The 23377-nt window shown below is 69.4% G+C and carries 23 protein-coding genes; 6 read left to right on the forward strand and 17 right to left on the reverse strand.

What is annotated here, in order from left to right:
- Positions 1–9: 9 nt before the first annotated feature.
- Positions 10–705: a GntR family transcriptional regulator gene (locus FKV25_RS06845; protein WP_141518040.1), complete on the forward strand. Its 696-nt coding sequence runs from the start codon at positions 10–12 to the stop codon at positions 703–705.
- A 19-nt stretch (positions 706–724) separates the two neighbouring features.
- The gene (locus FKV25_RS06850) at positions 725–1414 is read left to right on the forward strand and encodes a nitroreductase family protein (RefSeq protein ID WP_141518041.1); all 690 of its coding nucleotides are present in this window, start codon (positions 725–727) and stop codon (positions 1412–1414) included.
- Positions 1415–1420: 6 nt separating this feature from the next.
- Here FKV25_RS06850 and tadA read toward each other — a convergent pair whose 3' ends face one another.
- The 6 genes from tadA to folD all read right to left on the reverse strand — a co-directional run bounded on the left by tadA (position 1421) and on the right by folD (position 7729).
- Entirely contained in the window at positions 1421–1906 is a 486-nt protein-coding gene (gene tadA / locus FKV25_RS06855; protein WP_141518042.1) for a tRNA adenosine(34) deaminase TadA, read from the reverse strand.
- Entirely contained in the window at positions 1899–2933 is a 1035-nt protein-coding gene (locus tag FKV25_RS06860; RefSeq protein ID WP_141518043.1) for an alpha/beta fold hydrolase, read from the reverse strand. The genes tadA and FKV25_RS06860 overlap by 8 nt, the downstream gene beginning before the upstream one ends.
- A 75-nt stretch (positions 2934–3008) precedes the next feature.
- Positions 3009–3506, reverse strand: a complete 498-nt coding sequence (locus FKV25_RS06865) for a hypothetical protein (RefSeq protein ID WP_141518044.1) — start codon at positions 3504–3506, stop codon at positions 3009–3011.
- Between the two features lie 49 nt (positions 3507–3555).
- Positions 3556–5121 carry a glutamine-hydrolyzing GMP synthase gene (gene guaA, locus FKV25_RS06870; RefSeq protein ID WP_141518045.1) on the reverse strand — a complete coding sequence of 522 codons (1566 nt, stop codon included), beginning with the start codon at positions 5119–5121 and terminating at the stop codon, positions 3556–3558.
- Between the two features lie 109 nt (positions 5122–5230).
- Positions 5231–6688 (reverse strand): IMP dehydrogenase, encoded by a 1458-nt coding sequence (gene guaB, locus FKV25_RS06875; RefSeq protein WP_141518046.1) that lies wholly within the window; start codon positions 6686–6688, stop codon positions 5231–5233.
- Between the two features lie 132 nt (positions 6689–6820).
- Positions 6821–7729: a bifunctional methylenetetrahydrofolate dehydrogenase/methenyltetrahydrofolate cyclohydrolase FolD gene (gene folD / locus FKV25_RS06880; protein WP_141518047.1), complete on the reverse strand. Its 909-nt coding sequence runs from the start codon at positions 7727–7729 to the stop codon at positions 6821–6823.
- An 84-nt stretch (positions 7730–7813) separates the two neighbouring features.
- Between folD and FKV25_RS06885 the strand changes: the two genes are divergently transcribed.
- Together FKV25_RS06885 and FKV25_RS06890 are read left to right on the forward strand one after the other, a co-directional pair.
- Positions 7814–8119: a DUF1244 domain-containing protein gene (locus FKV25_RS06885; RefSeq protein ID WP_141518048.1), complete on the forward strand. Its 306-nt coding sequence runs from the start codon at positions 7814–7816 to the stop codon at positions 8117–8119.
- Positions 8116–8901, forward strand: coding sequence for an alpha/beta hydrolase (locus FKV25_RS06890; RefSeq protein ID WP_141518049.1), 786 nt, complete (start codon positions 8116–8118; stop codon positions 8899–8901). The genes FKV25_RS06885 and FKV25_RS06890 overlap by 4 nt, the downstream gene beginning before the upstream one ends.
- A gap of 7 nt (positions 8902–8908) precedes the next feature.
- Here FKV25_RS06890 and FKV25_RS06895 read toward each other — a convergent pair whose 3' ends face one another.
- The 11 genes from FKV25_RS06895 to ndk form a co-directional block, all read right to left on the reverse strand.
- On the reverse strand, positions 8909–9901 hold the full coding sequence (locus FKV25_RS06895) for a DUF2272 domain-containing protein (RefSeq protein ID WP_170218572.1): 993 nt from the start codon (positions 9899–9901) through the stop codon (positions 8909–8911).
- Positions 9902–10009: 108 nt separating this feature from the next.
- Complete coding sequence (gene moeB, locus FKV25_RS06900) at positions 10010–11146, reverse strand: molybdopterin-synthase adenylyltransferase MoeB (RefSeq protein WP_141518051.1); 1137 nt, start codon at positions 11144–11146, stop codon at positions 10010–10012.
- Complete coding sequence (locus tag FKV25_RS06905; protein ID WP_141518052.1) at positions 11139–12359, reverse strand: molybdopterin molybdotransferase MoeA; 1221 nt, start codon at positions 12357–12359, stop codon at positions 11139–11141. The genes moeB and FKV25_RS06905 overlap by 8 nt, the downstream gene beginning before the upstream one ends.
- The gene (gene mobA, locus FKV25_RS06910) at positions 12356–12964 is read right to left on the reverse strand and encodes a molybdenum cofactor guanylyltransferase (protein ID WP_141518053.1); all 609 of its coding nucleotides are present in this window, start codon (positions 12962–12964) and stop codon (positions 12356–12358) included. Before mobA ends, FKV25_RS06905 begins: the two co-directional genes overlap by 4 nt.
- A gap of 68 nt (positions 12965–13032) precedes the next feature.
- Positions 13033–14430, reverse strand: coding sequence for a ribosome biogenesis GTPase Der (gene der / locus FKV25_RS06915; RefSeq protein ID WP_141518054.1), 1398 nt, complete (start codon positions 14428–14430; stop codon positions 13033–13035).
- Positions 14431–14618: 188 nt separating this feature from the next.
- Positions 14619–15809, reverse strand: coding sequence for an outer membrane protein assembly factor BamB (gene bamB / locus FKV25_RS06920; protein ID WP_141518055.1), 1191 nt, complete (start codon positions 15807–15809; stop codon positions 14619–14621).
- Positions 15809–16438: a YfgM family protein gene (locus FKV25_RS06925; RefSeq protein WP_141518056.1), complete on the reverse strand. Its 630-nt coding sequence runs from the start codon at positions 16436–16438 to the stop codon at positions 15809–15811. The genes bamB and FKV25_RS06925 overlap by 1 nt, the downstream gene beginning before the upstream one ends.
- A 121-nt stretch (positions 16439–16559) precedes the next feature.
- Positions 16560–17402, reverse strand: coding sequence for a helix-turn-helix domain-containing protein (locus tag FKV25_RS06930; RefSeq protein ID WP_141518057.1), 843 nt, complete (start codon positions 17400–17402; stop codon positions 16560–16562).
- The gene (locus FKV25_RS06935) at positions 17399–18181 is read right to left on the reverse strand and encodes a tetratricopeptide repeat protein (RefSeq protein ID WP_170218573.1); all 783 of its coding nucleotides are present in this window, start codon (positions 18179–18181) and stop codon (positions 17399–17401) included. Before FKV25_RS06935 ends, FKV25_RS06930 begins: the two co-directional genes overlap by 4 nt.
- A gap of 67 nt (positions 18182–18248) precedes the next feature.
- Positions 18249–19535 (reverse strand): dual-specificity RNA methyltransferase RlmN, encoded by a 1287-nt coding sequence (rlmN, locus tag FKV25_RS06940; RefSeq protein WP_246071971.1) that lies wholly within the window; start codon positions 19533–19535, stop codon positions 18249–18251.
- A gap of 17 nt (positions 19536–19552) precedes the next feature.
- Positions 19553–19978, reverse strand: a complete 426-nt coding sequence (gene ndk, locus FKV25_RS06945) for a nucleoside-diphosphate kinase (RefSeq protein WP_141518059.1) — start codon at positions 19976–19978, stop codon at positions 19553–19555.
- Between the two features lie 252 nt (positions 19979–20230).
- On the opposite strand from ndk, the gene FKV25_RS06950 reads away from it, so the two are divergent.
- Together FKV25_RS06950 and FKV25_RS06955 are read left to right on the forward strand one after the other, a co-directional pair.
- A complete protein-coding gene (locus tag FKV25_RS06950; RefSeq protein ID WP_141518060.1) occupies positions 20231–20866 on the forward strand; it encodes a TetR/AcrR family transcriptional regulator in 636 nt (211 codons plus the stop codon).
- A gap of 41 nt (positions 20867–20907) precedes the next feature.
- Complete coding sequence (locus tag FKV25_RS06955; RefSeq protein WP_141518061.1) at positions 20908–23295, forward strand: 3-hydroxyacyl-CoA dehydrogenase/enoyl-CoA hydratase family protein; 2388 nt, start codon at positions 20908–20910, stop codon at positions 23293–23295.
- Positions 23296–23377: the final 82 nt, after the last annotated feature.

Raw genomic sequence — 23377 nt, forward strand, 5'->3', positions numbered from 1 at the left:
TATCAGGCGATGCAAGCCGCCCCGTCCAAGCCCAGCCACGCCGCCGCCATCCCTTCGGTCGAATCGCCTTCGGCCGTGGACGCCGTCGTCGGCGCGATCACCCGTGCCGTCCGCGAAGGCCATGTCGTTCCGGGACAGCGCCTGGTCGAACTGGACTTCGCCCGTCGGCTGGCGGTCTCGCGATCGTCGGTACGCGAGGCTTTCCAGCGGCTGGTCGCCGACGGGCTGCTCGCGGCGATACCCAACCGCGGCGTCACCATCCGCCAGCTGTCGCGCGCCGAGGTCGAGCAGTGGTTCGAGCTCCGGATCGCGCTCGAATCGCTCGCCATCCGCAAGGCCACGCCCGTACTCGCCACCGACCCGGCCGCCCTGCGCGTACTGCTCGATGCCATGGACGAGGCGGTCAGCGATGGCGACATTCGTCGCTACTCGGACCTCAACCGCGATCTGCATGAGCGCTGCACGCGCGCGGCCGGCAATCCCCAGCTGGCCGCCGTCCTCGAGCGGCTCGGCCATTCGATCCATGGGCTGCAGTTCCGCTTGATGGTCGAGCCCCGCAAGGCCTTCGAGACGCATGCGCAGCACCACCGGCTCGTCGAGGCCATCCTCGCCAACGACGCGGACGCGGCCGAACGCGAGGTGCGCGCGCACCTCGAAACCACGCGGCGCCTGATCCAGGCCCTGCCCGACCACCACTTCGCCTGACGCCAGCAAGGACACGCCGATGCCTGTCGCCCCGACCCACGAGTACGTGCCCATTCCCCTGCCCGACTACGAGGAGCTTCCGGTCGAGCAGATGCGCGCCAATGCAGAGGCCTTCCACGCGCGCATGCGCACGCGTCATACCGTGCGCGACTTCGACAGCCGCCCGGTGCCGCGCGACATCATCGAAGCCTGCCTGCGCGCCGCGGGCACTGCCCCCAACGGCGCCAACCACCAGCCCTGGCATTTCAGCGTCATCGGCGACGCCGGCATGAAGCGCCGGATCCGCAAGGCCGCCGAGCGTGAAGAACGGGCGTTCTACGAAGGGAAGGCCGGCGAAGAGTGGCTGGACGCCCTGAAGCCCTTGGGCACGGACGCCGACAAGCCCTTCCTGGAGGAAGCGCCCTGGCTGATCTGCATTTTCGGCGAGCGCAAGAGCGCCTCGGCGGACGGCGTGCTGCGCAAGAACTACTACGTGCCCGAGTCGGTGAGCATCGCCACCGGCTTCCTGATCGCCGCGCTCCACCATGCCGGACTGGCCACGCTGACGCACACGCCCAACCCGATGAACTTCCTCAACGAAGTCTGCGCACGCCCGGCGCACGACAAGGCGTACATCCTGCTGGTGGTGGGCTATCCCAAGGCCGGTGCCACCATTCCCCGGCATGCGACCGAGAAGCGGCCGCTGGACGAAATCGCGACCTTCTTCTGACGGGCCTCAGCCCGCGCGGGGCTTGCCGCGCTTGGCCCTGAAATAAGCGGTCAGCCGCGCGCCGGCCTCCTCGCCGAGCACCCCACCGACCACCTCGATGCGATGATTGTGGCGGGGGTCGGCCAGCAGGTCGAACACGCTGCCCGCCGCGCCGGTCTTGGGGTCGCTGGCGCCATACACGACACGCGCGACCCGGGCGTGGACCATCGCCATCGCGCACATCGCACAGGGCTCCAGGGTGACGTAGAGCGTGCTGCCGATCAGTCGGTGGTTGCCCAGCCGCAATCCCGCCTGGCGCATGGCGACGATCTCGGCATGGGCGGTCGGGTCGTGTTCGGTGATGTTGCGGTTCCAGCCCTCCCCGAGCACTTCGCCCTCGGCCGACACCAGCACGGCGCCCACGGGGATCTCGTCGTCCTCTCGCTCCGCCCGCGTGGCCAGGGCCAGGGCGTGGCGCATCCAGCGCTCGTCGCCGGTCATCGCCTCATTCATCGGCGGTCTCGACCAGGGCGTCGAGCAGGGCCGCGTGGAAGCGCGCCGGCGCCTCGACCTGGGGCGAATGGCCCAACTCGGGGAACTCGACAAGGGTCGCATCGGGGATCGCCCCAGCCGCCCAGCGGCCCAGCACGGGATAGTCGCCCAGGCGCGCGGCGACCTCCGGCGGCGCACGCCCGGCGCCCGGCGCGGTCCGGTCCTTGCCGCCGATCATCAGCACGACGGGCACGCGGATGGACCCGAATTCGTGCACGACCGGCTGGGTGAACAGCATGTCACTGGCCAACGCCTGGTTCCAGGCGACCTGCCGTCCGCCCGGCCCGGCATACATGCCGGCGAGCATGTCGACCCAGCGGTCGTATTCCGGCTTCCACGCGCCGTTGTAATAGAAGCGCGACTGGTAGGCCTTGATGGACGCGGCGTCGGTGCGCAGTTCCTGCGCGAACAGCGCGTCGATGCTCGCGTAAGGCACGCCCTCGGCCTGCCAGTCCTCGATCCCGATCGGATTGACCAGCACCAGGCGCTCGACCGCGTCGGGGAAGTCCAGCGCATGGCGCGTGGCGAGCATGCCGCCCATCGAGTGGCCGATGACAATGGCGCGCTCGACACCGGCCTTGGCCAGCAGCGCATGCGTGTTGGCCGCGAGCTGGTGGAAGCTGAACTGGTAGGCGGCGGGCTTGCTGGACTTGCAGAAACCCACCTGGTCCGGCGCGATGACGCGGAACCCGGCGCCGGACAGCACCCCGATGGTGGCCTCCCAGGTCGCCGCGCAGAAGTTCTTGCCGTGCATCAGCACGACGGTCCGGCCATTGGGCGCGCCGTCCGGCGGCACGTCCATGTAGGCCATCTCCAGCGCCTGCCCCTGCGACTGGAAGCGGTAGGTCGACACCGGATGCGGATAGTCGAAGCCCTCCAGCCGCGCGCCATGCACCGGCAATGCCCCGGTGGCCAGCCCTCCGTTGGCCGCACATCCTGCAAGACCCAGGATCCACCCCAAGCACCACACGCGTGCACCTGTCCTCATCGATCGGTCTCCTCGCTCAAGGCCGCGGCAGGATCGCGCCACCGGGGCATCACGGCACGGGACGCAGTCGCGTGCTCATTCCACGTAGACCCAGTTCCTGGATTCGCTCGCCGAGATCTTGATGCGTCCCACGTGGCGTACCAGGGTATCGGTCGAGCGGGTGCGTGCCAGCAGCGTCTCGCCCACCTTCAGCGTCGACACGCTCTCCACTCTCGCCGACTTGCGGTCGGTCGCCAGCTCGACGCGGGTGATCCGTACATCGAAGCGTGGCTTCAACAGTCCACGGCTGGCCTGGTCGAGCCTGCGAAAGAGTTCGACCGAGGCTTCCAGGTCGCGACAGGCCCGTTCCCGCCCCACCGTCTCACGGGTCGCCTGCTCGCCCTGGATCGAAACGACTTCGCCCTGGTAGTCGGTCGCCAGGCTGGCGCACAGGGCCGCGGCTTCATGCCGGTCCAATGCCGCCAGTTGTTCGACATGGAACGCCTCGATCGACGCTTCCGTCATCTTGCGACTGCCATCGAAGTACCACCAGCCCAGGACCAGCAATACGGCCAACAGGAACAGCTTCCTCATCCTCTCTGCGCCCCCCCGTCGCATGGTGCCGCGAAATCGCGCGCCCGCGTCACTCCCACTCGATCGTCGCGGGCGGCTTTCCGCTTATGTCATAAACAACGCGAGAAATACCGCGCAACTCATTGATAATACGATTGGATACACGCCCGAGGAACTCATAGGGCAGGTGCGCCCAGTGCGCGGTCATGAAGTCGATGGTCTCGACCGCGCGCAGGGCGATGACCCACTCGTAGGCGCGGGCGTCGCCAACCACGCCGACCGACTTCACCGGCAGGAACACCGCGAAGGCCTGGCTGGTCTTGTCGTACAGCCCGGCCTTGCGCAATTCGTCGATGTAGATGTGGTCGGCCTTCGCCAGCAGCTCGGCGTACTCGCGCTTGACCTCGCCGAGGATGCGCACGCCCAGGCCCGGGCCCGGGAACGGATGGCGGTAGACCATGGACTCGGGCAGGCCGAGCTCGACGCCCAGCCGGCGCACCTCGTCCTTGAACAGTTCCCGCAGCGGCTCGACGAGGCCGAGCTTCATGTGCTCGGGCAGGCCGCCGACGTTGTGGTGGCTCTTGATGACGTGGGCCTTGCCGGTCTTGCTGCCGGCAGACTCGATCACGTCCGGGTAGATCGTGCCCTGGGCCAGCCACTTGGCATTGCGCAGCTTCGACGACTCCTCGTCGAAGATCTCGACGAACAGGTTGCCGATGATCTTGCGCTTGGCCTCGGGGTCGGACACGCCTTCGAGGGCGCTGAAGTAGCGGTCGGCGGCGTCGACGCGGATGACCTTGACGCCCATGTGCTCGGCGAACATCGCCATCACCTGGTCGCCCTCGTTCCAGCGCAGCAGGCCGGTATCGACGAAGACGCAGGTCAGCTGCTCGCCGATCGCGCGGTGCAGCAGCGCGGCGACCACGGACGAGTCGACGCCGCCCGACAGGCCGAGGACCACCTCGTCGTCGCCCACCTGCTCGCGCACGCGCGCGATCTGGTCCTCGATGATGTGGGCCGCGGTCCACAGCGTCTGGCAGCCGCAGATCTCGGTGACGAAGCGGCGCAGCAGGGTCTGGCCCTGCCGGGTGTGGGTCACTTCCGGATGGAACTGCACGCCGTACCAGCGCTTGTCTTCCAATGCCATCGCCGCGACCGGGATGCGATCGGTGGTGGCGGTGACGGTCCAGCCCGGCGGCGCCTTGGCGACATGGTCGCCGTGGCTCATCCACACGTCGATGCGCGGGCGGCCGTCGTGGTCGCTCAGGCCGCCCAGCAGCGCGTCGTGCGCGACCAGGTCGACCTCGGCGTGGCCGAACTCGCGGGCATCGGCCGCCTCGGTCTCGCCGCCCAGCTGCGCGGCCAGGGTCTGCATGCCGTAGCAGATGCCCAGGATCGGCAGGCCGGCATCGAAGACCTCCTGCGGCGCCCGCGGTGCGCCTTCGACGGTGGTCGACTCCGGCCCTCCCGACAGGATGATGCCCTTCGCGCCCCACGCGGCGATTTCCGCGGGGTCGTGGTCCCAGGCCCAGATCTCGCAATAGACGCCGATCTCACGGATGCGGCGGGCGATCAGCTGCGTGTACTGCGCGCCGAAGTCGAGGATCAGGATCTTGTCGCTATGGATGTCGGTCATGGTGGGTGATGGGTATTGGGTGATGGGTGATTCGATTGGCGGCGACAGCCTCGGGTCCGGATGTTCGCGAATCACGAAACCCCGAATCACCAATCACGCCGTGCCGGCGTCAGCCGGCCCGGTAGTTGGGCGGTTCCTTGGTGATCTGCACGTCGTGGACGTGGCTCTCGCGGCTGCCGGCATTGGTCACGCGCACGAAGCTGGGCTTGCGGCGCATGTCCTCGATTGTCGCGCAGCCGACGTAGCCCATGGTCGCGCGCAGGCCGCCGGCGAGCTGGTGGACGACGTTGCCCAGCGGGCCACGGTACGGCACGCGACCCTCGATGCCCTCGGGCACCAGCTTGTCGGCGTCGGAGGCGTCCTGGAAATAGCGATCCTTGGAGCCCTGCTCCATGGCCCCCAGGCTGCCCATGCCGCGGTAGCTCTTGTAGCTGCGTCCCTGGAACAGCTCGACCTCGCCGGGGGCTTCCTCGGTGCCGGCGAACAGGCCGCCGACCATGACGGTCGAGGCACCGGCGACGATCGCCTTGCCGATGTCGCCCGAATAGCGGATGCCGCCATCGGCGATCAGCGGGATGCGGTCCTGCAAGGCCTCGGCGACCATGGCGACCGCGGTGATCTGCGGCACGCCGACGCCGGCGACGATGCGTGTGGTGCAGATGGAGCCGGGGCCCACGCCCACCTTCACCGCGTCGGCGCCGTGGTCCATCAGGGCCAGGGCGGCGTCGCCGGTGACGATGTTGCCGCCGATCACCTGCAGCTGCGGGAAGGTCTTCTTGACCCAGCTCACGCGCTCGAGCACGCCCTGCGAGTGGCCGTGGGCGGTGTCGACCACCACCACGTCCACGCCGGCGGCGGCCAGCGCCTCGATGCGCGCCTCGGTGTCGCCGCCGACGCCGACCGCGGCGCCGACCAGCAGGCGCTCGCTGCTGTCGTAGGCGGCATTGGGGTTGTCGCGCTTCTTCTGGATGTCCTTGACGGTGATCAGGCCGCGCAGCTCGAAGCCGTCGTTGACCACCAGCACCTTCTCGATGCGGTGCTTGTGCAGCAGCTCGAGCACTTCCTCGTCGGACGCGCCCTCGCCCACGGTCACCAGGCGGTCCTTCTTGGTCATGATGTGGCGGACCGGATCGTCGAGCTTCTTCTCGAAGCGCATGTCGCGGCTGGTGACGATGCCAACCAGGGTGCCACCGTCGACGACGGGGACGCCGGAGATGTTGCGCGCGCGGGTCAGGTTGATGACCTCGCCGATGGTCGTCTCCGGACCGACGGTGAAGGGCTCTTTGATGACCCCGGCCTCGAAGGTCTTGACCTGGGCGACCTGCGCGGCCTGCGCCGTCGCGCTCATGTTCTTGTGGATGATGCTGATGCCGCCCAGCTGGGCCATCGCGATGGCGAGGCGCGCTTCGCTGACCGTGTCCATCGCCGCCGAGAGGATCGGCAGGCGGATGCTGAGGTCGCGGGTGAGGCGGGTCGTGAGGGAGACGTCCTTCGGCAGGACGGTGGAATGCGCCGGAACGAGCGATACGTCGTCGTAGGTAAGCGCTTCAGCCTGGATGCGCAGCATGGGCGGGCCCGGGGAGGATGAAGCGCGTCATTGTAACCTGTTCGGCCCCCGCTGGCGCTGCCCCGTGGGGCAACCGGGCGTTCCAGCGGCGATGCCGCGCGACCCGGCTTGGCCGCCGTTCAGCGACGGCCGTCAGGCGACGTCGCCGTCGGCCGCCTCCGCCGCCTCCAGGGTGTTCTGCATCAGCGTGGCCACCGTCATCGGGCCGACGCCACCGGGCACCGGGGTGATCCAGCTGGCCCGCTGCAACGCCGCCTGGAAGCCGACGTCGCCGACCAGCCGGCCATCGTCGAGGCGGTTGATGCCCACGTCGATCACCACCGCACCGGGCTTGACCCATTCGCCCGGGATGAGGCCCGGGCGCCCCACCGCCACCACGAGGATGTCGGCGCCGCGCACCGCGGCCTCCAGCACGCCGGGCGGGGTGAATTTGTGGCAGCTGGTGACGGTGCAGCCCGCGATCAGCAGCTCCAGCGCCATCGGCCGGCCGACGTGGTTGGACACGCCGACGATGGTCGCGCTCTGGCCCCGCACCGGGCGGTCGGTATACGCCAGCAGCGTGGTGATGCCACGCGGGGTGCAGGGGCGCAGGCCGAACTGGCGCAGGGCCAGGTGGCCGACGTTCTCGGGATGGAACCCGTCCACGTCCTTGGCCGGGCTGATCCGGTTGATCAGCGCGGTGGCGTCGCGCCGGTCCGGCAGCGGCAACTGCAACAGGATGCCGTGGATGGCGGGATCGGCATTGAGCCTGTCGATCAGCGCCAGCAGCTCGGCATCGCTGGCATCGGCCGGCAGGTCGTGGTCGATCGCACGGATGCCGACCTTCTCGGCCGCCCGGCGCTTGTTGCGCACGTAGACCGCGGACGCGGGGTCGTCGCCCACCAGCACCACCGCCAGGCCGGGTCGGGACTTGCCGGCGGCCAGGCGCGCGTCGACCTGCGTCCCCAGCGAGTCGAGCAGGTCCTCGGCGATGCGCTTGCCATCGAGGATCCTTGCGGTCCCGGCCAGCGCGGCGGGTCGGGGGGCGTGCGAGTCGGTCATGCGGTTTCCGGGAGGCTGCGCTAGAGTCGTGGCCAGCCATTATCGCCCATCCGGCCGACGAGGCCGAGCCCGACGGACCGCCCCATGACCGACATCGACCACGAAACCCTCCACCTGGAGGCCGCGGCCTTCCGCCGCCTGCGCGACCACCTCGTGCAGGCGCGTCCGGACGTGCAGAACATCGACCTGATGATCCTCGCCGGCTTCTGCCGCAACTGCCTCTCCGACTGGTATCGCGAAGCGGCCGAGGCCCGCGGCATCACCATGACGCGCGACGAAGCCCGCGAGGCCGTCTACGGCATGCCCTTCGCCGAATGGAAAGCGCTGCACCAGCGCGAGGCCAGCGCCGAACAACTGGCGGCCTTCGAGGCGGCGCGGAAGCGGGAATGAACGGTGGCCGCATCGCCCTGGGCGCGCTTCTCCTGCTGGCCCTGGGCTATGCCGCCGTCTGCGCCTGGCTGTATGCCGGACAGCGCCAGATGGTCTATTTCCCGACGGCGACGCGGGTGGCGGCGCGCGAGACGGACTTCGTGCTGCGGCACGAGGGCGAGACGCTGCGCGGCTGGGTGCTGAACCGAGACGCCGAACGCGCCCTGCTCTACTTCGGCGGAAATGCCGAAGCGATCGACGCCCATCGCGACAGCTTCGCCCGCTGGTTCCCCGACCATGCCGTCTACCTGCTGGCCTATCGCGGTTACGGCGCCAGCACGGGCACGCCGGATGAGGCCGCGCTGGTCTCCGACGCGCGCTTCCTGTTCGACGTCGTCTCCAGCCGGCACCGCCCGGTCGACGTGATCGGCCGCAGCCTCGGCAGCGGGGTCGCCAGCCAGCTGGCCGCCAGCCGCCCCGTCGCACGCCTGGCGCTGGTGACGCCCTTCGACAGCCTCGCCGCCGTCGGCCAGGCGCACTATCCATGGCTACCGGTGCAGTGGCTCGCTCGCGACCGCTACGACTCGGCCCGCCACCTGGCCGACTACCGCGGACCGGTGCTGATCGTGCGCGCCGAGCACGACACGCTCATCCCGGCCGACAGCACGCGGCGGCTGGCCGAGGCATTGCCGCAGCCGCCCCGGATCGTGGTGCTAGAGGGCGCCGGGCACAACGGGTTCGATGCCAGCCCGGCGTATGCGCGGGCGCTGCAGGCCTTCCTGGACGGTCGACCCGCCGATTGAGGGCCGTTCAGTCGCGTGGCACGGGCACGCTGCTGGCCGGCTTCGGGCAACGCGGCACCCCCGAGCCCACCACGCAGTTCACGCAACACTGCTGCGGCCGGGGCGTTGCGTCCCATGCAGGCGTCGAGGGCGGCGCCAGCATCGGCAGGCCCGGCTTGAGCTTGAGCAGTGCCGCCCAGTTCTGCTGGTTGAAGCTGCAGGCCTTGGGGTTGGCGGGATTGCACGCGGTGCTGGGCCCGCGCGGCAGGTTCCAGAAACGTCCGTTGCGGTTCACCGGCAGCATGCGCATCGTGACGCTGTGCTGGACATTGCCACCGACCAGGTCGGCCTGTTTGCCGTCCACGTTGACGACGACATCGCAATGCATCGCGAGTGAACTGGACGGGTTCGCGGCCAGCCAGCGCACCAGGCCGGCGTGGCCATCGACCGAGGATGCGTCGCCACGAACGTAGCAGAGCAGGTCGCCCCTGGCCGGCGAGGCGCTGTCGGGATCGAGCAGGGTGAAGGGACTGTCGGGATTGCGATAGGCATCGCGCACGTAGTCGACATGGCTGGGGGACGACCGGAAGCCGGGCACGCCCGATTGCACCATCACGTAGGAAATGAACGCCGCCGACCAGGGCGTGTCGACCAGGAATCCGCGGCAGTTGGGCGATGCATAGCTGTCGTTGTTGACGTATTCGCAGGTGCTCGCCCCGGGACGCGAGGCCATCGCGTGCAGCAGGCCGCTACCGCGCCAGTAATCGACCACGCGCTTCCAGGCCGGCGTCGCGCCATCGCTCAGGCGCGAGGCTTCCATCTCGGCGACGCCGGCGCTGGCCAGGCGTCCGTCGGTGTCGATGAACGGCTCGTACCACAACCGGTTCTCGCGGCAGGCGACCGCGGAAATCCGCGACGGCAGGTCGCGTGCATGCGCCGGGTCCATGAATCCGCAACCCGCTGCGAGCGCGGCACCGGGCCACGACAGCCACGCGGCGGCGGCGAACAGGGCGATGATCACGACCGTTCCGGCAAGACCCCTGTTCCGCATGGCGCACTCCCCCGGCTCGACTGGCCTCCATCGTTCCAGAGCCGATGTCGGCGGCGGGTGAGCGCGGCCGCGGCGGGCTTAGTCGCCCGCGCAGAAGCGGGTGTAGTCGATATAGCCGGGGAAGCTGCGTCCCGCCGCGCAGACGGGGCAGTCGGGGTCGGCGGACAGGCGCGTCTCGCGGAAGCGCATCGCCAGCGCGTCGAAATGCAGCAGGCGGCCGCGCAGCGGCTCGCCGAGCTCGAGCAGCAACTTGATCGCCTCGGTGGCCTGGATCATGCCCACCACGCCCGGCAACACGCCGAGCACGCCCGCCTCCGCGCAGTTGGGCGCATCCTCCGGCGATGGCGGTTCGGGGAACAGGCAGCGATAGCAGGGCGCGCTGCCACGATGGCGCCCGGCATCGAACACGCTGGCCTGGCCCTCGAAGCGATGCACCGCGCCGTAGACCAGGGGCTTGCCGAGCTTCACGCAGGCGTCGTTGAGCAGGTACCGGGCCGGGAAGTTGTCGGCGCCGTCGATCACCACGTCCGCTGCCCCGATCAGGGCCTCGACGTTGTCGGAAGTGACGCGCTCGGGAAAGGCCTCGATCCGGACGCGCGGATTGAGGGCCGAAAGGGCCAGTCGTGCCGACTCGACCTTGGCCATGCCGACGCGGGCCTCGGTATGCAGGATCTGCCGCTGCAGGTTGCTGCGGTCGACGACGTCGTCGTCGGCCAGCACCAGCGTGCCCACGCCCGCCGCGGCCAGGTAGTAGGCGGCCGGGGACCCCAGGCCGCCGGCGCCGACCATCGCGATGCGGGCCGACTGCAGCCGTTGCTGGCCGGCCTCGCCGATCTCCGGCAGCCGGAGGTGGCGCGAGTAGCGCTCGAAGTAGTCGCGATCGCCGTCGGGCCGTTCGATGGGCAGGCCCTCGGCCTTCCAGCGCTCGGTCCCGCCCTCGACCGAGGCCACGCTCAGGTAACCGGCCTCGAGCAGGATCTGGGCTGCCTTCAGCGAGCGCCCGCCCACCTGGCAGATCAACAGGAGAGACTGCCCGGGGGGCACCGCGTGCGCGTCCAGCCCCTCGGTCAGCACGCCCAAGGGAACGCCGAGTGCGGAGGCCGCATGCCCGAGGGCGCGCTCATGCGACTCGCGCACGTCCACCAGCAGCGCGCCGGCGCGTTGCCGGCGCAGTGCCTCGCCCGGTTCGATGCGCTCGATGCGGGGCTCAGGCATAGACCAGCACCTCGACGGCACTGCCGGCCGCCAGCGATTGCGGGCCTTCGGGCACCACGATCAGCGCGTTGGAGTCGGCGACCGCGCGCAGCCGGTTGGAACCGGTCGCCGGGTTGGGGTCGGCCCACAACACGCCATCGTCCGAGGCCGAGAGGCGCGCGCGCTGGAACTCCCGTCGTGCGTGCGGCTTCTCGATGGGTGCAGCCAGCCGCGCGCGCCACGATGGCCGCGACTCCTCCAGGCCCTGCATCGCATCGACCAGCGGCCGTCCAAGTGCCAGCCAGGTCGCCAGGACCGATACCGGGTTGCCGGGCAAGCCAAGGAAACGGCAGCGGTCCATGCTGCCAAACAGCAGTGGCATGCCGGGCTTCATCATCACTTTCCAGAAGTGCACCTCGCCGAAGCGCTGCAGGACGTCCGGGATATGGTCCTTCTCCCCCGCCGACACCGCGCCGCAGGTGATCACCAGGTCGAAGGCACAGGCGGCGTCGCGCAGGGCGACTTCGACCTGGCGGGGTTCGTCGGGCAGGCGCGGCCATGCCGTCGGCTCCAGGCCTTCGGCGCGCAACAAGCCCATCAGCAGTTCGCGGTTGCTGTCGTGGATCTGGCCCGGCTGCAGCGGCAGGCCGGGCTCGACCAGTTCGTCGCCACTGGTGAACACCGCCACCGTCGGGCGGCGAGAGACCGTGAGAGCGGGCAGGCCCAGCGACGCGGCCAGCGACACGCGCGCCGGCGACAGGCGCTCGCCGGCATGCAGGACGGTGTCGCCGGCGGTGACATCCTCACCGGCTGCGCGCACATGCGCGCCGCGTGCGATGCCCCCGGGTATCCAGACGGTATCGCCCGAGACCTTCGCGTCCTCCTTGATGACCACCGTATCCGCGCCTCGGGGCATGGGCGCCCCGGTGGTGATCCGAAGGCATTGCCCCGTCGCGACGGGCTGCCCCGTGGCGACACCGGCGAACTGTTCGCCGGCAAGCGCGAGCCAAACGCCCTCGCCCGCCAGGTCGGCATGGCGCACAGCGAAGCCGTCCATCGCGCTGTTGTCGAAGGGCGGCAACGCGATCGGCGCCACGACGTCGGCGGCCAGTGCGCGTCCGTGGCAATGGCGCAGCGGCACGGTTTCGGTCTCCAGGCGATGGCGTGCACCGACCTCACGGACGATGGCCAGGGCGTCGTCGAAGCGCAGCCGGCTCGGGAATTCGTGGGTCATGGGAGGCGCGCCTCCATTGGCGGGGGCATGGGCAGGCCGGCATCAGCCAGGTCCTGCGGCGTGTTGAGGTTGCCCAGGCGCACGCCCGGCAGGCGGCAGGCGGGCATTCCCAGGCGCGCCTGCAGCTCGCGGACGGCCAGTCGACCGGCGTCCAGTGCGTCGGCGATCTCGGGTCGCAGCATCGTCACGTCCCACAGCGCCACCAGCGGCTGCAGGCCCTCGTCGTCTTCGGCCACGCCGCCGCCTGCACCGACCCCGGCGAGCAGCAGGTCCAGGCCCGGCTCGAGCGCCACGAGGTCGACGGGCAGTGTCAGCAGCCAGGGCGTCGGGCAGGTATCGGCCAGCGCCGCGATGCCTGCCAGCGGCCCCTGGTCGGGGCTGCGATCGGGGATCGCGCGCAGGCCCAGTTCGCGATAGCGGCCGGCATGGGTGTTGGCGCTGACGAGGACGGGCCACGCGCGGCATGCCAGTTGTCCGGCCAGCCACGCCACCTGCGACTGGCCATCGCGCTCCAGCCAGGCCTTGTCGACGCCGCCCAGGCGCGTGCCCCTCCCCCCGGCCAGCAGGCCGACGGTCACCGTATCGGGGGAAACTCGAGCAGGCATCGCAAACCCAGCGCGCAAAGTGCCATTGTGCCGCGCCCACCCGGGCCCGGCCAGCGCGGAACGGGCCGTCAGCGACGCTTGACGTGCTTGATCAGCCTGCGCTTCTTGGCGATCTGCCGCTCGGTCAGCGTGTTCTTCTTCCCCTCGTAGGGGTTGCTGCCTTCCTTGAACACGAAGCGCACCGGCGTACCCACCAGCTTGAAGCGCTTGCGGAAGAAGTTCTCCAGATAGCGCTTGTAGCTCTCGGTCAGGGTCCGCAGGCGCGTGCCGTGGATCACGAAGGTGGGCGGATTGGTCCCCGAGGGATGGCCGAAGCGCAACTTGGCCACGTGGCCGCGCACCGTCGCCGGTGGATTGCTGGCGTAGGCCGCCTCCAGCGCGTTGTTCACCTCGGTGGTGCCGAACACCCGGGTGGCCGACGCGTGCGCGCGATGCACCGCACGGAACAGCTCGCGCAGGCCGGAGCCGTGCTTGGCGCTGATGCGCACCGCCTCGGCCCAGCTGACGAAGCCGAGCTTGCGGGCCAGCATCGCTTCGGCCTGCTCGCGCTGGTAGTCGGTCAGCCCGTCCCACTTGTTGATCGCCACGACCAGGGCGCGGCCGGCGTCGAGCGCCAGGGCCAGCACGGTGGCGTCCTGGTCGGTCACGCCCTCGGTTGCGTCGAGCATGATCACCGCGACCTGGCATTGCTCGATCGCCTGCAGGGTCTTGATGATCGAGAACTTCTCCACGGCCTCGTCGACGCGCGACTTGCGGCGCACGCCGGCCGTGTCGACCAGCCGGTACAGGCGCCCGTCGCGCTCCATGTCGATCGCGACCGAATCGCGCGTCGTGCCCGGCACTTCCGAGGCGATCATGCGCTCCTCGCCCAGCAGGCGGTTGACGAGGGTCGACTTGCCCACGTTCGGACGGCCGATGAAGGCGATGCGGACCCGGTCGGGATCGCTGTCGAGTTCGACCTGCGTCCCCTCCTCCGGCAGCCGTCCGATCACCTCGTCGATCAGCTCGTCGATGCCGCGGCGATGCGCCGAGGCGACGTCGACTGCGTCGCTGAACCCATAACGCGAGAACTCGTTGATCGCCGCGTCGCTGTCCAGGCCGTCGGTCTTGTTGACCACCAGCAACGTCGGCCGGGCCGTCTTTCGCAGCCAGGCCAGGATCTCGTCGTCCAGCGCCGAGGCACCCTCGCGCCCGTCGACGATGAACAGGACCAGGTCGGCCTCCTCCGCGGCGGCGCGCGCCTGGCGGGTGGTGGCGCCGACCAGGCCCTCGTCCTCGCCGGCGATGCCGCCGGTGTCCACGACCGCGAAATGGCGCCGCCCCTCGGGTCGGCACACGCCGTAATGGCGATCACGGGTCACGCCCGGCTCGTCGTGGACGAGCGCGTCCCGCGTGCGGGTCAGGACATTGAACAACGTGGACTTGCCGACGTTGGGGCGGCCCACGAGGGCGACGAGCGGGAGCATAGGACGAGCCTGGCAGGTTGCGGTCGCAGGCGTCGGGGACGCGTGCGGTGGATGGAAACGACAACGGTCGGCAGGCACCGGGGCGCCCGTCGACCGTGGCAGTGTGTATCAAAGCGCGGGCGCGCGCATCCGGACCGCCCGCAAGGGGACCCTGTCGCCCCCGTCGGGGCGCGACCGGGACGTGTCGCTTACCGCAGCGCGAACGCGCTCAGCCGGCCGTCGACGTTCTGCACGAGGAGGATGCCGTCGGCCACGACCGGCGCCGCCCGCAGCGGATCGCGTCCCGCGCGGACGCGGGCGGCGAACTCGCCGTTGTCGAGCTTCATCCAGTGCAGGTAACCCTCGAAGTCGCCCACGACCGCGTAATCGCCCTGCACCGCGGCGCCGGTCGGGTTGCGGCGTGCCAGCGCGGGCTGCTGCCAGAAGGCCGAACCACTGCGCTTGTCCAGTGCGTAGACACTGCCTGACGGCGAGGAGACGACCAGGCGGTCGGACGCGACGCCGATGCGACCGGCACCACCTTCCTCGGCAGCCCACATGGGACGGCCGCTCGGCCCGTCGATGGCCAGGGTGCGGCCTTCGTAGCTGGTCGCGAAGATGATCTGCCCGTCCAGGACGGGGGTGCCATCGACGTCGGACATGCGGTCGAGTTCGGTACGTCCTTCCTGCTGGCCGACGGCCTGCTCCCACAGCGGGCGGCCATCGTTGAGCGACAGCGCCGACACCGTGCCGTCGTCGTTGCCGACGAAGACGAAGCCGGGTCCCAGCAGCGGGGCATCGTTGCCGCGCACCGACAGGGTCGGCACGTCGTGGTTCCAGAACCAGCGGCGCTCGCCGCTGGCGGCGTCGAACGCGGTGACGCGATTGTCGTTGGAGCGCACCAGCACCAGGCCCATGCCGATGGCCGGCGCAGCGATCACTTCATTGGGCACCTCGGCCTGCCAGCGTTCGGCACCGGTCTCGGCGTCCAGGGCGATCACCACGCCGTCGAGCGTGCCCACGACCACCAGGCCATCGCCCACGCCGGGGCCGCCGCTGACGGGCAATTCGCTGTCGTAATGCCAAAGCCGGTTGCCGCTCTGCAGGTCCAGCGCCGAGACCCCGCCTTCCACTGCGGCGGCATAGACGCGGCCATCGAGCACGACCGGCCCCTGGCGCGCGCCCATGCGGCCCTCGCCCTTGCCGACGTTGGTCGACCACAGTTCGGCGACGGTCTGGCTGGGTGCGAACTCCACCAGTTCAGCCGGTTCGTTGGGCTTGACCTTGCCTCCGCCGAACCAGCCCTTGACGGTGCTGCAGGCAGCCAGGGCGAACACGCAGGACACCACCAGGGTGCCACGGAGCAGGAAGGACAGCGGACGCTTGGGGGCGGACTTCATCAGGACTTGGCCTCGTCTTCGGCAGGCGTACCACCGACTTCGGTGAGTTTGAGTTCGAGCAGGCGACGCAGCGGCGAGCCCACGTCCATCTTCGCCAGGGCCTTTTCGTAAGAGCCCCGGGCGGCGGCGTGGTCGCCAAGTGCATAGTGGGCGTCGCCGAGCACTTCCAGGCCGCTGGCGCTGTCCTCGGCGGCCATCAGGCGGGCGGCTTCCGCGGCTTTGCCGGCATCGATCAGCAGGCGCGCCTGGCGCTGGTCGATCACGGACTTGAGCGCGGGATCGGCTTCCTGGATGCCCTGCAGGGTGGCGATCGCCTTGTCGGCTTCGCCGGCGGCGGCCTGCGACTTGGCCAGTTCGAGCGCGGCCAGCGTCGACAACATGCCCGGCTGCAGTCCGGCGCCCAGTTCGGCGGCGTTGGGCTGGCCGGCATCGATGGCCTCGACGGCCACGGCATAGCGGTCGGCCTCGGCCAGCTTCTCCTGGGTGGCCTGGTGCTGCCACCACTTCCAGCCACCGATCGCCCCGAGCCCCAGTGCGATGCCACCGAGCAACCCCAGGGCGTTGTTGCGCAGCCACTGCAGCACGCGCTCGCTTTGTTCGTGTTCGTCGAGAAGTTCGTCGATTGCCATTGGGTATGCGCTACCTGCACGGTCGGGGGAAACACCGCAGCCGGCCTTTCGGCCGGCTGTCGGGTCCCGGTCTCTGGCCTGGGCCAGTGGAGGGATTCAAGCCGCGATGGGCCGGAATCGCTTACTCCGATGCCGGCACCACGGAACCGTCAGAGGATAGCTTAAAGCGCGCCACCGTGCCTCGACTGAACGGTGCCAGATCGAGGGATTCGCCGTCCGCGGTGACGTCGACGGCAGCGGCATTGCCCAGCTTGACGCTGGCGACTTCGCCGGCCTCGAAGCGGCGTTCCTCGCCGGCGGCGAGCAGCCCCTTCTCGACCGAGCGGCCCTGGGCATCGAACAGTTCCACCCAGCTTTCGCCGGTGAACTTCAGCACCAGGTCGCCATCGGAGTCATCGACCGAAGCGGCACGCGGGGTCATCGACGCCACCACCGGCGTGCGATGCACGGTCGGTGCCTGGCTGGGTTCCGCCGGCGCCGGCGAAAGCACCGCGATGTCGTCGGGCACTTCCAGCGACTGCGTGGCCGGCGCCTTCCTGCCCAGGTGGGGTCCGGTGTAGAACCACACCGGAACCGCCAGCGCGAGGGTCATGACGATGTACACCGCGCGCTTGGTGGCCTGCTCCATCACGCGGCGATAGCGCGGCGTATGGGAGTAGCTGACCAGTTCGGGCGGCGCCACCGGCGCCACTTCGGCGCGGTCCAGGCAGGCGTCCACGTCCAGGTCGAGCTTGAGCAGGCGCGCATAGCTGCGCAGTTGCCCGCGGACGAAGATCGTCGCGCCCAGGGCACTCCAGTCGTCGTTCTCCAGGGCCTGGACGATCCTCGCGGGCATCTTCAGCCGGGAGGCGACGTCCTCACGGGTGAGACCGGCGGCCTCGCGGGCAAGCCGCAGGCGAGCGCCGCAACTCACGTCCGCGCCCCCGGACGCAGGACCGGATTGGGTTGGGTTCAACTCATTCATGGTGTACCACTCTCCCCCGTATCGGAGCCACCCGCAGCCGGGAACTCCGCCCTCAGTCTCTGAACATAGCGATCCGCGGCGACGTTGTCGCCGAGTTGGCGCTCAATCTGTGACGCAAGCATCAGCGCTTGCGGATCGGCCGGTGCCGCTGCCAGCCTGCGCTCGGAAAAAGCCCGCGCCTGGAAGGCGCGACCGGCCCGGAATTCGCGTTCGGCCATCACCCCGAGCGCCACCGGATTGGCCGGGTCGACCTTCAGTGCGGCCTCCAGGTACTGCTGCGCGCGATCGGGCATGCCGGCCTTGTCGGCGCAGGCGCCGGCGTTGGCCATCGCGAACGATGGCGTGGCGTAGCCCGGGTCAGCCAGCGCGCGGTTGAACCAGTCCAGAGACTCGGCCTCGCGCCCGGCCTGCCGGCACATCCAGATGCCGTAGTTGTTGAAACTGTTCCCGCGCGGATAGACCTCGGCCGCCTTGCGGTAGTACTCACCGGCGCTCGAATCGCGTCCACGACGGGACTGCACGGCCGCCATCAGGGTCAGGCCGGCGACCGAGCGGTCATCGAACCGGAGGGCCTTGCGCGCCGCCGCTTCGGCATCGTCCAGGCGGCCCTCGGCCAGGGCCTGCTGGCCCTTGCGCGCTTCGAGGAGCGCGCGGGACGAGGATTGGCCGCGATCGCCGTCGCTCGCCTGGTAGTCCGGCGCCACCTGGGTGTACTCGACGTCATTGAGGTCGGGCCGGACGAAACTGAGCCGGCTGCAGGCGCTGGCGGCGAACAGCACCAGCGCGGACAAGAGGAGTGGGCGGGCCAGTCGGGCCAGCCCGGTTGAAGTCGTCGGCAATCGGGCTTCACGCCGCGGCATCACCTGCTCCCTGCGACTGCAGTGTCTTGAGGAAGGCCGCCTGGCGGCGGGTCTTGTCGGTCACCTGGCCCTTGAGCTGCCCGCAGGCGGCGTCAATGTCGTCGCCGCGGGTGCGCCTGACCGTGGTCAGGACGCGCGCGTCCTGCAGCAGCTTCTGGAACACGTGGATGTCGGCGTCGTCCGAGCGCTCGAAACGCGTGCCCGGGAAGGGGTTGAAGGGAATCAGGTTGACCTTGGCCGCGTCCTTCATCTGGACCGCGTTGCCGAACTGCCGCATCAGGCGGGCGAGCTCCCGCGCGTGCTGGGGCTGGTCGTTGACGCCCTTCATCAGGGTGTACTCGAAGGTGATCGACGAGCGCGGCTTGCGCTTGACGTAGCGTTGGCAGGCCGCCATCAGCTCGTGGATCGGGTACTTCTTGTTGAGCGGCACCAGTTCGGTGCGCAGCTCGTCGTTGGCGGCATGCAGCGACACCGCCAGGGAGACGTCGCTCTCCTGGCCGAGGCGGTCGATCATCGGCACCATGCCGGCGGTGGACAGGGTGACGCGCTTGTTGGCCAGGCCGTAGCCCAGGTCGTCGCGCATGATGCTCATGGCGCGCACGACGTTGTCGAAATTGGCCAGCGGCTCGCCCATGCCCATCATCACCACGTTGGTGAGGCGACGCTGCTGGTGCGGCACGTTGCCCAGGTGGCGCGCGGCGACCCAGACCTGGCCGATGATCTCGGCCGTCGACAGGTTGCGGTTGAAACCCTGGGTGGCGGTCGAGCAGAACTGGCAGTTGAGCGCACAGCCCACCTGCGAGGACACGCACAACGTGCCCCGGCTCTTCTCGGGGATGTAGACCGTCTCGATCGCGTTCTTCGCGTCCATGCCCAGCAGCCACTTGTGGGTGCCGTCGGCGGAGGGCTTGTCGAACAGTACGATCGGCGCGCGCACCACCGCGCGTTCCTCGAGCTTGGCGCGCAGCACCTTGCCCAGGTCGGTCATGTCGGTGAAATCGGTGACGTGGCGGTGGTGGATCCACTTCATCACCTGGTGGGCGCGATAGCGCTTCTCGTCCAGCTCCTGCTCGAAGAAATCCTCGAGCGAGGTGCGGTCGAGGTCGAAGATGTTGCGGCGGCCATCGACCGACGCGCCCGTCTTCGCGGAGGGCGGAGCCGCGACCGGCTCCGCCTTCGCCGCCTGCCCCTCGAGCCCCACGATGGCATCGGCGGCGACCGGGTCCACGGTGCCGTCGTGCGCGTTCGGGTTGTCGTGCTGCGTGGACATCATCGGGCAGGCGTCTTGGATCAGCGTGCGAACACGTCGGTGGCCGGGAAGAAGTACGCGATCTCGACCGCGGCGTTCTCCAGGCTGTCGGAACCGTGCACCGCGTTCGCGTCGATGCTGTCGGCGAAGTCGGCGCGGATCGTGCCCGCCTCGGCTTCCTTCGGGTTGGTCGCGCCCATCAGCTCGCGGTTCTTCAGCACGGCGCCCTCGCCCTCGAGGGCCTGCACCATCACCGGGCCGGAGATCATGAACTCCACCAGGGCATTGAAGAACGGACGCTCGCGGTGCACGGCATAGAAGCCTTCGGCCTCCTGGCGCGACAGCTGCTTCATCTTCGCGGCAACGACCTTCAGGCCCGCCTTCTCGAAGCGGGAGTAGATTTCGCCGATGACGTTCTTGGCGACGGCATCGGGCTTGATGATCGAAAGGGTGCGCTCCAGCGCCATGGAAATATCTCCGGGTAGGCGGGCCGCTCTCGCCGGATCCTTGGCGAGTGCCCGAGAGTAACAGAAAAACCCGTGCAGTGGCACGGGTTTAGCCGATATGGCTGCGGTAATTCTAACGAATTGACGACACGCTTGTCACCGGGAGTCTGAACCATTCCCGACAGCGCCCTCCATTGACGGCCACGCCGCCCGCGCCTAGGATCAAACAAGCGTTTGATTCACCCCTCCGTCCCCATCCCGCACGAGACGCCCATGGCGGCCACCGCCCCTGCTTCGACGCGACACTTCTCGACCAAGGACCGCATCCTCGGCGCCGCCGAAGAGCTGTTCGCTCAGTTCGGCTTCACCGGTACCTCGCTGCGCCAGGTCACCAGCCGCGCCGACGTCAACATCGCCGCGGTCAATTATCACTTCGGCAGCAAGGAAAACCTCGTCAACGAGGTGTTCCGGCGACGCATGGACGACATGAGCGCCCAGCGCCTGGCCGCGCTGCGGGCCGCGGTGGCGGACGCACCCGGCGAGCTGGAGCCCATTCTCGCGGCGTTCGTCGAGCCGGCCCTGGCGCTTGCCCAGGACCGCCACGGCGGCGCGTCCTTCGTCCGCGTGGTCGCGCGTGCCTACGCCGAGAAGAACGACAGCCTGCGCAAGTTCCTGTCCGACCACTATGGCCACGTGCTGCGCGAGTTCGCCAAGGCCATCTCGGCCTGCGTCCCCGCCCTCAGCAAGGAAGAGCTGTACTGGCGCCTGGACTTCCTGGCCGGCGCACTGACCTATGCCATGGCCGACTTCGGCCTGATCAAGCGCCCCTCGGGGGTCACCGAAGCCGCCCACCGCGAGCGGGCGGCCCGCGAACTCATCCGCTTCGCCGCCGCCGGCTTCAAGAGCTGAGCCTCTTATTTTTATCGTTTTGAAACAAGGACTTGAAAAACATGTCTAAGAACATTTCTGTACGTCGCGCCGCGGTACTGGGCGCAGGCGTGATGGGCGCCCAGATCGCCGCCCACCTCACCAACGCCGGCGTCGACACCGTGCTGTACGACCTGCCGGCCAAGGACGGGGACCCCAACGGCATCGTCACCCGCGCCATCGCCAACCTGGCCAAGCTGAGCCCGGCCCCGCTGGCCGACAAGGCCCTGGCCGCGGCGATCACGCCGGCCAACTACGAAACCGGTCTGGAACTCCTGCAGGGTTGCGACCTGGTGATCGAGGCGATCGCCGAGCGGATGGACTGGAAGCAGGACCTCTACCGCAAGATCGCCCCCTTCGTCGCCGACCACGCGATCCTCGCCAGCAACACCTCGGGCCTGGGCATCAACGCCCTGGCCGACGTGTTGCCCGAGCAACTCCGCCACCGCTTCTGCGGCGTGCACTTCTTCAATCCGCCGCGCTACATGCACCTGGCCGAACTGATTCCCGCCCGCTCGACCGACGCGGACGTCCTGGCCGGCCTGGAGACCTTCCTCACCACCACCCTGGGCAAGGGCGTGGTCATCGCCAAGGACACCCCCAACTTCATCGGCAACCGCATCGGCGTGTTCTCGATGCTGGCCGCGATGCACCACACCGAGGCGTTCGGCCTGGGCTTCGACACCGTCGACGCACTGACCGGCCCGCTGATCGGGCGCCCGAAGTCGGCCACCTACCGGACCGCCGACGTGGTGGGCCTGGACACCATGGCCCATGTCATCAAGACCATGGCCGACACCTTGCCCGAAGACCCCTGGCACAAGTACTTCAAGGCGCCCAAGTGGCTGGTGGGCCTGGTGGACAAGGGCGCGCTGGGCCAGAAGACGCGCGCCGGCGTCTATACCAAGCAGGGCAAGGACATCATGGTCCTGGACCTGGAGGCGCAGGACTATCGCCCCTCGGCGGGCGAACTCGACCCGGAGGTCGCCGCGCTGCTCAAGGAGCGCGACCCGGCCCGGAAGTTCGCCGCGCTGCGCGCCAGCACCCACCCGCAGGCGAAGTTCCTGTGGGCGTGCTTCCGCGACACCTTCCATTACAGCGCCTACCACCTGGAATCGATCGCCGACACCGCGCGCGACGTCGATTTCGCGATGCGCTGGGGGTATGGCTGGTCGATGGGCCCGTTCGAGAGCTGGCAGGCGGCCGGCTGGAAGCAGGTCGCCGAATGGATCGCCGAGGACATCGTCTCGGGCGATGCGATGAGTGCGGCGGCCCTCCCCGACTGGGTGTTCGACGGCCGCGAGGGCGTCCACTCCACCGAGGGCAGCTACAGCCCCTCCCGCGACGCCAAGGTGCCGCGCTCGAGCAACCCGGTCTACGCGCGCCAGCGCTTCCCCGATCCGCTGCTGGGCGAGCAGTTCCCCCAGGGCCGCACCGTGTTCGAGAACGACGGGGTGCGCCTGTGGGTGGACGAAACGGACGGCGACGGCGACGGCATCGCGGTGCTGAGCTTCAAGACCAAGATGCACACGGTCAACGACCACGTCCTCGACGGCATCCAGGAAGCGATCGGCATCGCCGAGCGCGACTTCCGCGGCATGGTGATCTGGCAGCCGCGCGAGCCCTTCTCCGCGGGCGCCGACCTGGCCGGCGCGCTGGGCCTGCTGCAGGCAGGCGACGTCAAGGGCTTCGAGGCGATGGTGGCCAATTTCCAGGCGACCAGCCAGCGGATCAAGTACGCCCTGGTGCCGGTGGTCGCGGCGGTCCGCGGCCTGGCGCTGGGCGGCGGTTGCGAATTCCAGATGCACGCCGCGCACACCGTGTTCGGCCTGGAGAGCTACGTCGGGCTGGTCGAGGCCGGGGTCGGCCTGCTGCCGGCCGGCGGCGGGCTCAAGGAGTTCGCGGTGCGCGCCTCCGAACGCGCCGGGGCCAGCGGCGACGTCTTCGCCGAGCTCAAGACGGCCTTCGAGAGCGTGGCGATGGCCAAGGTCGCCACCTCGGCGATGGAGGCCAAGGCGCTCAAGTTGGCGCGCGACGAGGATACGGTCGTGTTCAACGCCTTCGAACTGCTGCACGTGGCCAAGGCCCGGGCACTGGCGCTGGCCGAGAGCGGCTACAGGCCGCCCCTGCCCGCCCGCCGGGTGCGCGTCGCCGGCGACGTCGGCATCGCCACCTTCAAGATGATGCTGGTCAACATGCTGGAGGGCCGCTTCATCTCGCCGCACGACTATGAGATCGCCAGCCGCATCGCGACCGTGATGTGCGGGGGCGAGGTCGACCGGGATGCCCTGGTGGACGAGGACTGGCTGATCCGCCTGGAGCGGGAGCACTTCGTCGCCCTGGCGCAGATGCCCAAGACCCAGGAGCGCATCGCCCACATGCTCAAGACCGGCAAGCCGCTCAGGAACTGAAAACAGCCGTGATGGGTGATTCGGAACATGTGATTGGGCGAGGCCGACGCGCGCTCCCCCACTCCCTGCCCTCATCACCCAT

The sequence above is a fragment of the Marilutibacter aestuarii genome (genome assembly GCF_006546775.1).
Classification (GTDB): Bacteria; Pseudomonadota; Gammaproteobacteria; order Xanthomonadales; family Xanthomonadaceae; genus Marilutibacter; species Marilutibacter aestuarii.

Coding starts and splice junctions, on each gene's coding strand:
- tadA (WP_141518042.1), bottom strand. CDS start 1,906: ATGAATGAGGCGATGACCGGCGACGAGCGCTGGATGCGCCACGCCCTG.
- mobA (WP_141518053.1), bottom strand. CDS start 12,964: ATGCCTGCTCGAGTTTCCCCCGATACGGTGACCGTCGGCCTGCTGGCC.
- FKV25_RS06905 (WP_141518052.1), bottom strand. CDS start 12,359: ATGACCCACGAATTCCCGAGCCGGCTGCGCTTCGACGACGCCCTGGCC.
- FKV25_RS06860 (WP_141518043.1), bottom strand. CDS start 2,933: ATGAGGACAGGTGCACGCGTGTGGTGCTTGGGGTGGATCCTGGGTCTT.
- FKV25_RS06930 (WP_141518057.1), bottom strand. CDS start 17,402: ATGAATGAGTTGAACCCAACCCAATCCGGTCCTGCGTCCGGGGGCGCG.
- bamB (WP_141518055.1), bottom strand. CDS start 15,809: ATGAAGTCCGCCCCCAAGCGTCCGCTGTCCTTCCTGCTCCGTGGCACC.
- guaB (WP_141518046.1), bottom strand. CDS start 6,688: ATGCTGCGCATCCAGGCTGAAGCGCTTACCTACGACGACGTATCGCTC.
- ndk (WP_141518059.1), bottom strand. CDS start 19,978: ATGGCGCTGGAGCGCACCCTTTCGATCATCAAGCCCGATGCCGTCGCC.
- FKV25_RS06865 (WP_141518044.1), bottom strand. CDS start 3,506: ATGAGGAAGCTGTTCCTGTTGGCCGTATTGCTGGTCCTGGGCTGGTGG.
- folD (WP_141518047.1), bottom strand. CDS start 7,729: ATGACCGACTCGCACGCCCCCCGACCCGCCGCGCTGGCCGGGACCGCA.
- FKV25_RS06955 (WP_141518061.1), top strand. CDS start 20,908: ATGTCTAAGAACATTTCTGTACGTCGCGCCGCGGTACTGGGCGCAGGC.
- FKV25_RS06850 (WP_141518041.1), top strand. CDS start 725: ATGCCTGTCGCCCCGACCCACGAGTACGTGCCCATTCCCCTGCCCGAC.
- FKV25_RS06950 (WP_141518060.1), top strand. CDS start 20,231: ATGGCGGCCACCGCCCCTGCTTCGACGCGACACTTCTCGACCAAGGAC.
- FKV25_RS06845 (WP_141518040.1), top strand. CDS start 10: ATGCAAGCCGCCCCGTCCAAGCCCAGCCACGCCGCCGCCATCCCTTCG.
- guaA (WP_141518045.1), bottom strand. CDS start 5,121: ATGACCGACATCCATAGCGACAAGATCCTGATCCTCGACTTCGGCGCG.
- FKV25_RS06885 (WP_141518048.1), top strand. CDS start 7,814: ATGACCGACATCGACCACGAAACCCTCCACCTGGAGGCCGCGGCCTTC.
- FKV25_RS06890 (WP_141518049.1), top strand. CDS start 8,116: ATGAACGGTGGCCGCATCGCCCTGGGCGCGCTTCTCCTGCTGGCCCTG.
- der (WP_141518054.1), bottom strand. CDS start 14,430: ATGCTCCCGCTCGTCGCCCTCGTGGGCCGCCCCAACGTCGGCAAGTCC.
- FKV25_RS06925 (WP_141518056.1), bottom strand. CDS start 16,438: ATGGCAATCGACGAACTTCTCGACGAACACGAACAAAGCGAGCGCGTG.
- rlmN (WP_246071971.1), bottom strand. CDS start 19,535: ATGATGTCCACGCAGCACGACAACCCGAACGCGCACGACGGCACCGTG.
- moeB (WP_141518051.1), bottom strand. CDS start 11,146: ATGCCTGAGCCCCGCATCGAGCGCATCGAACCGGGCGAGGCACTGCGC.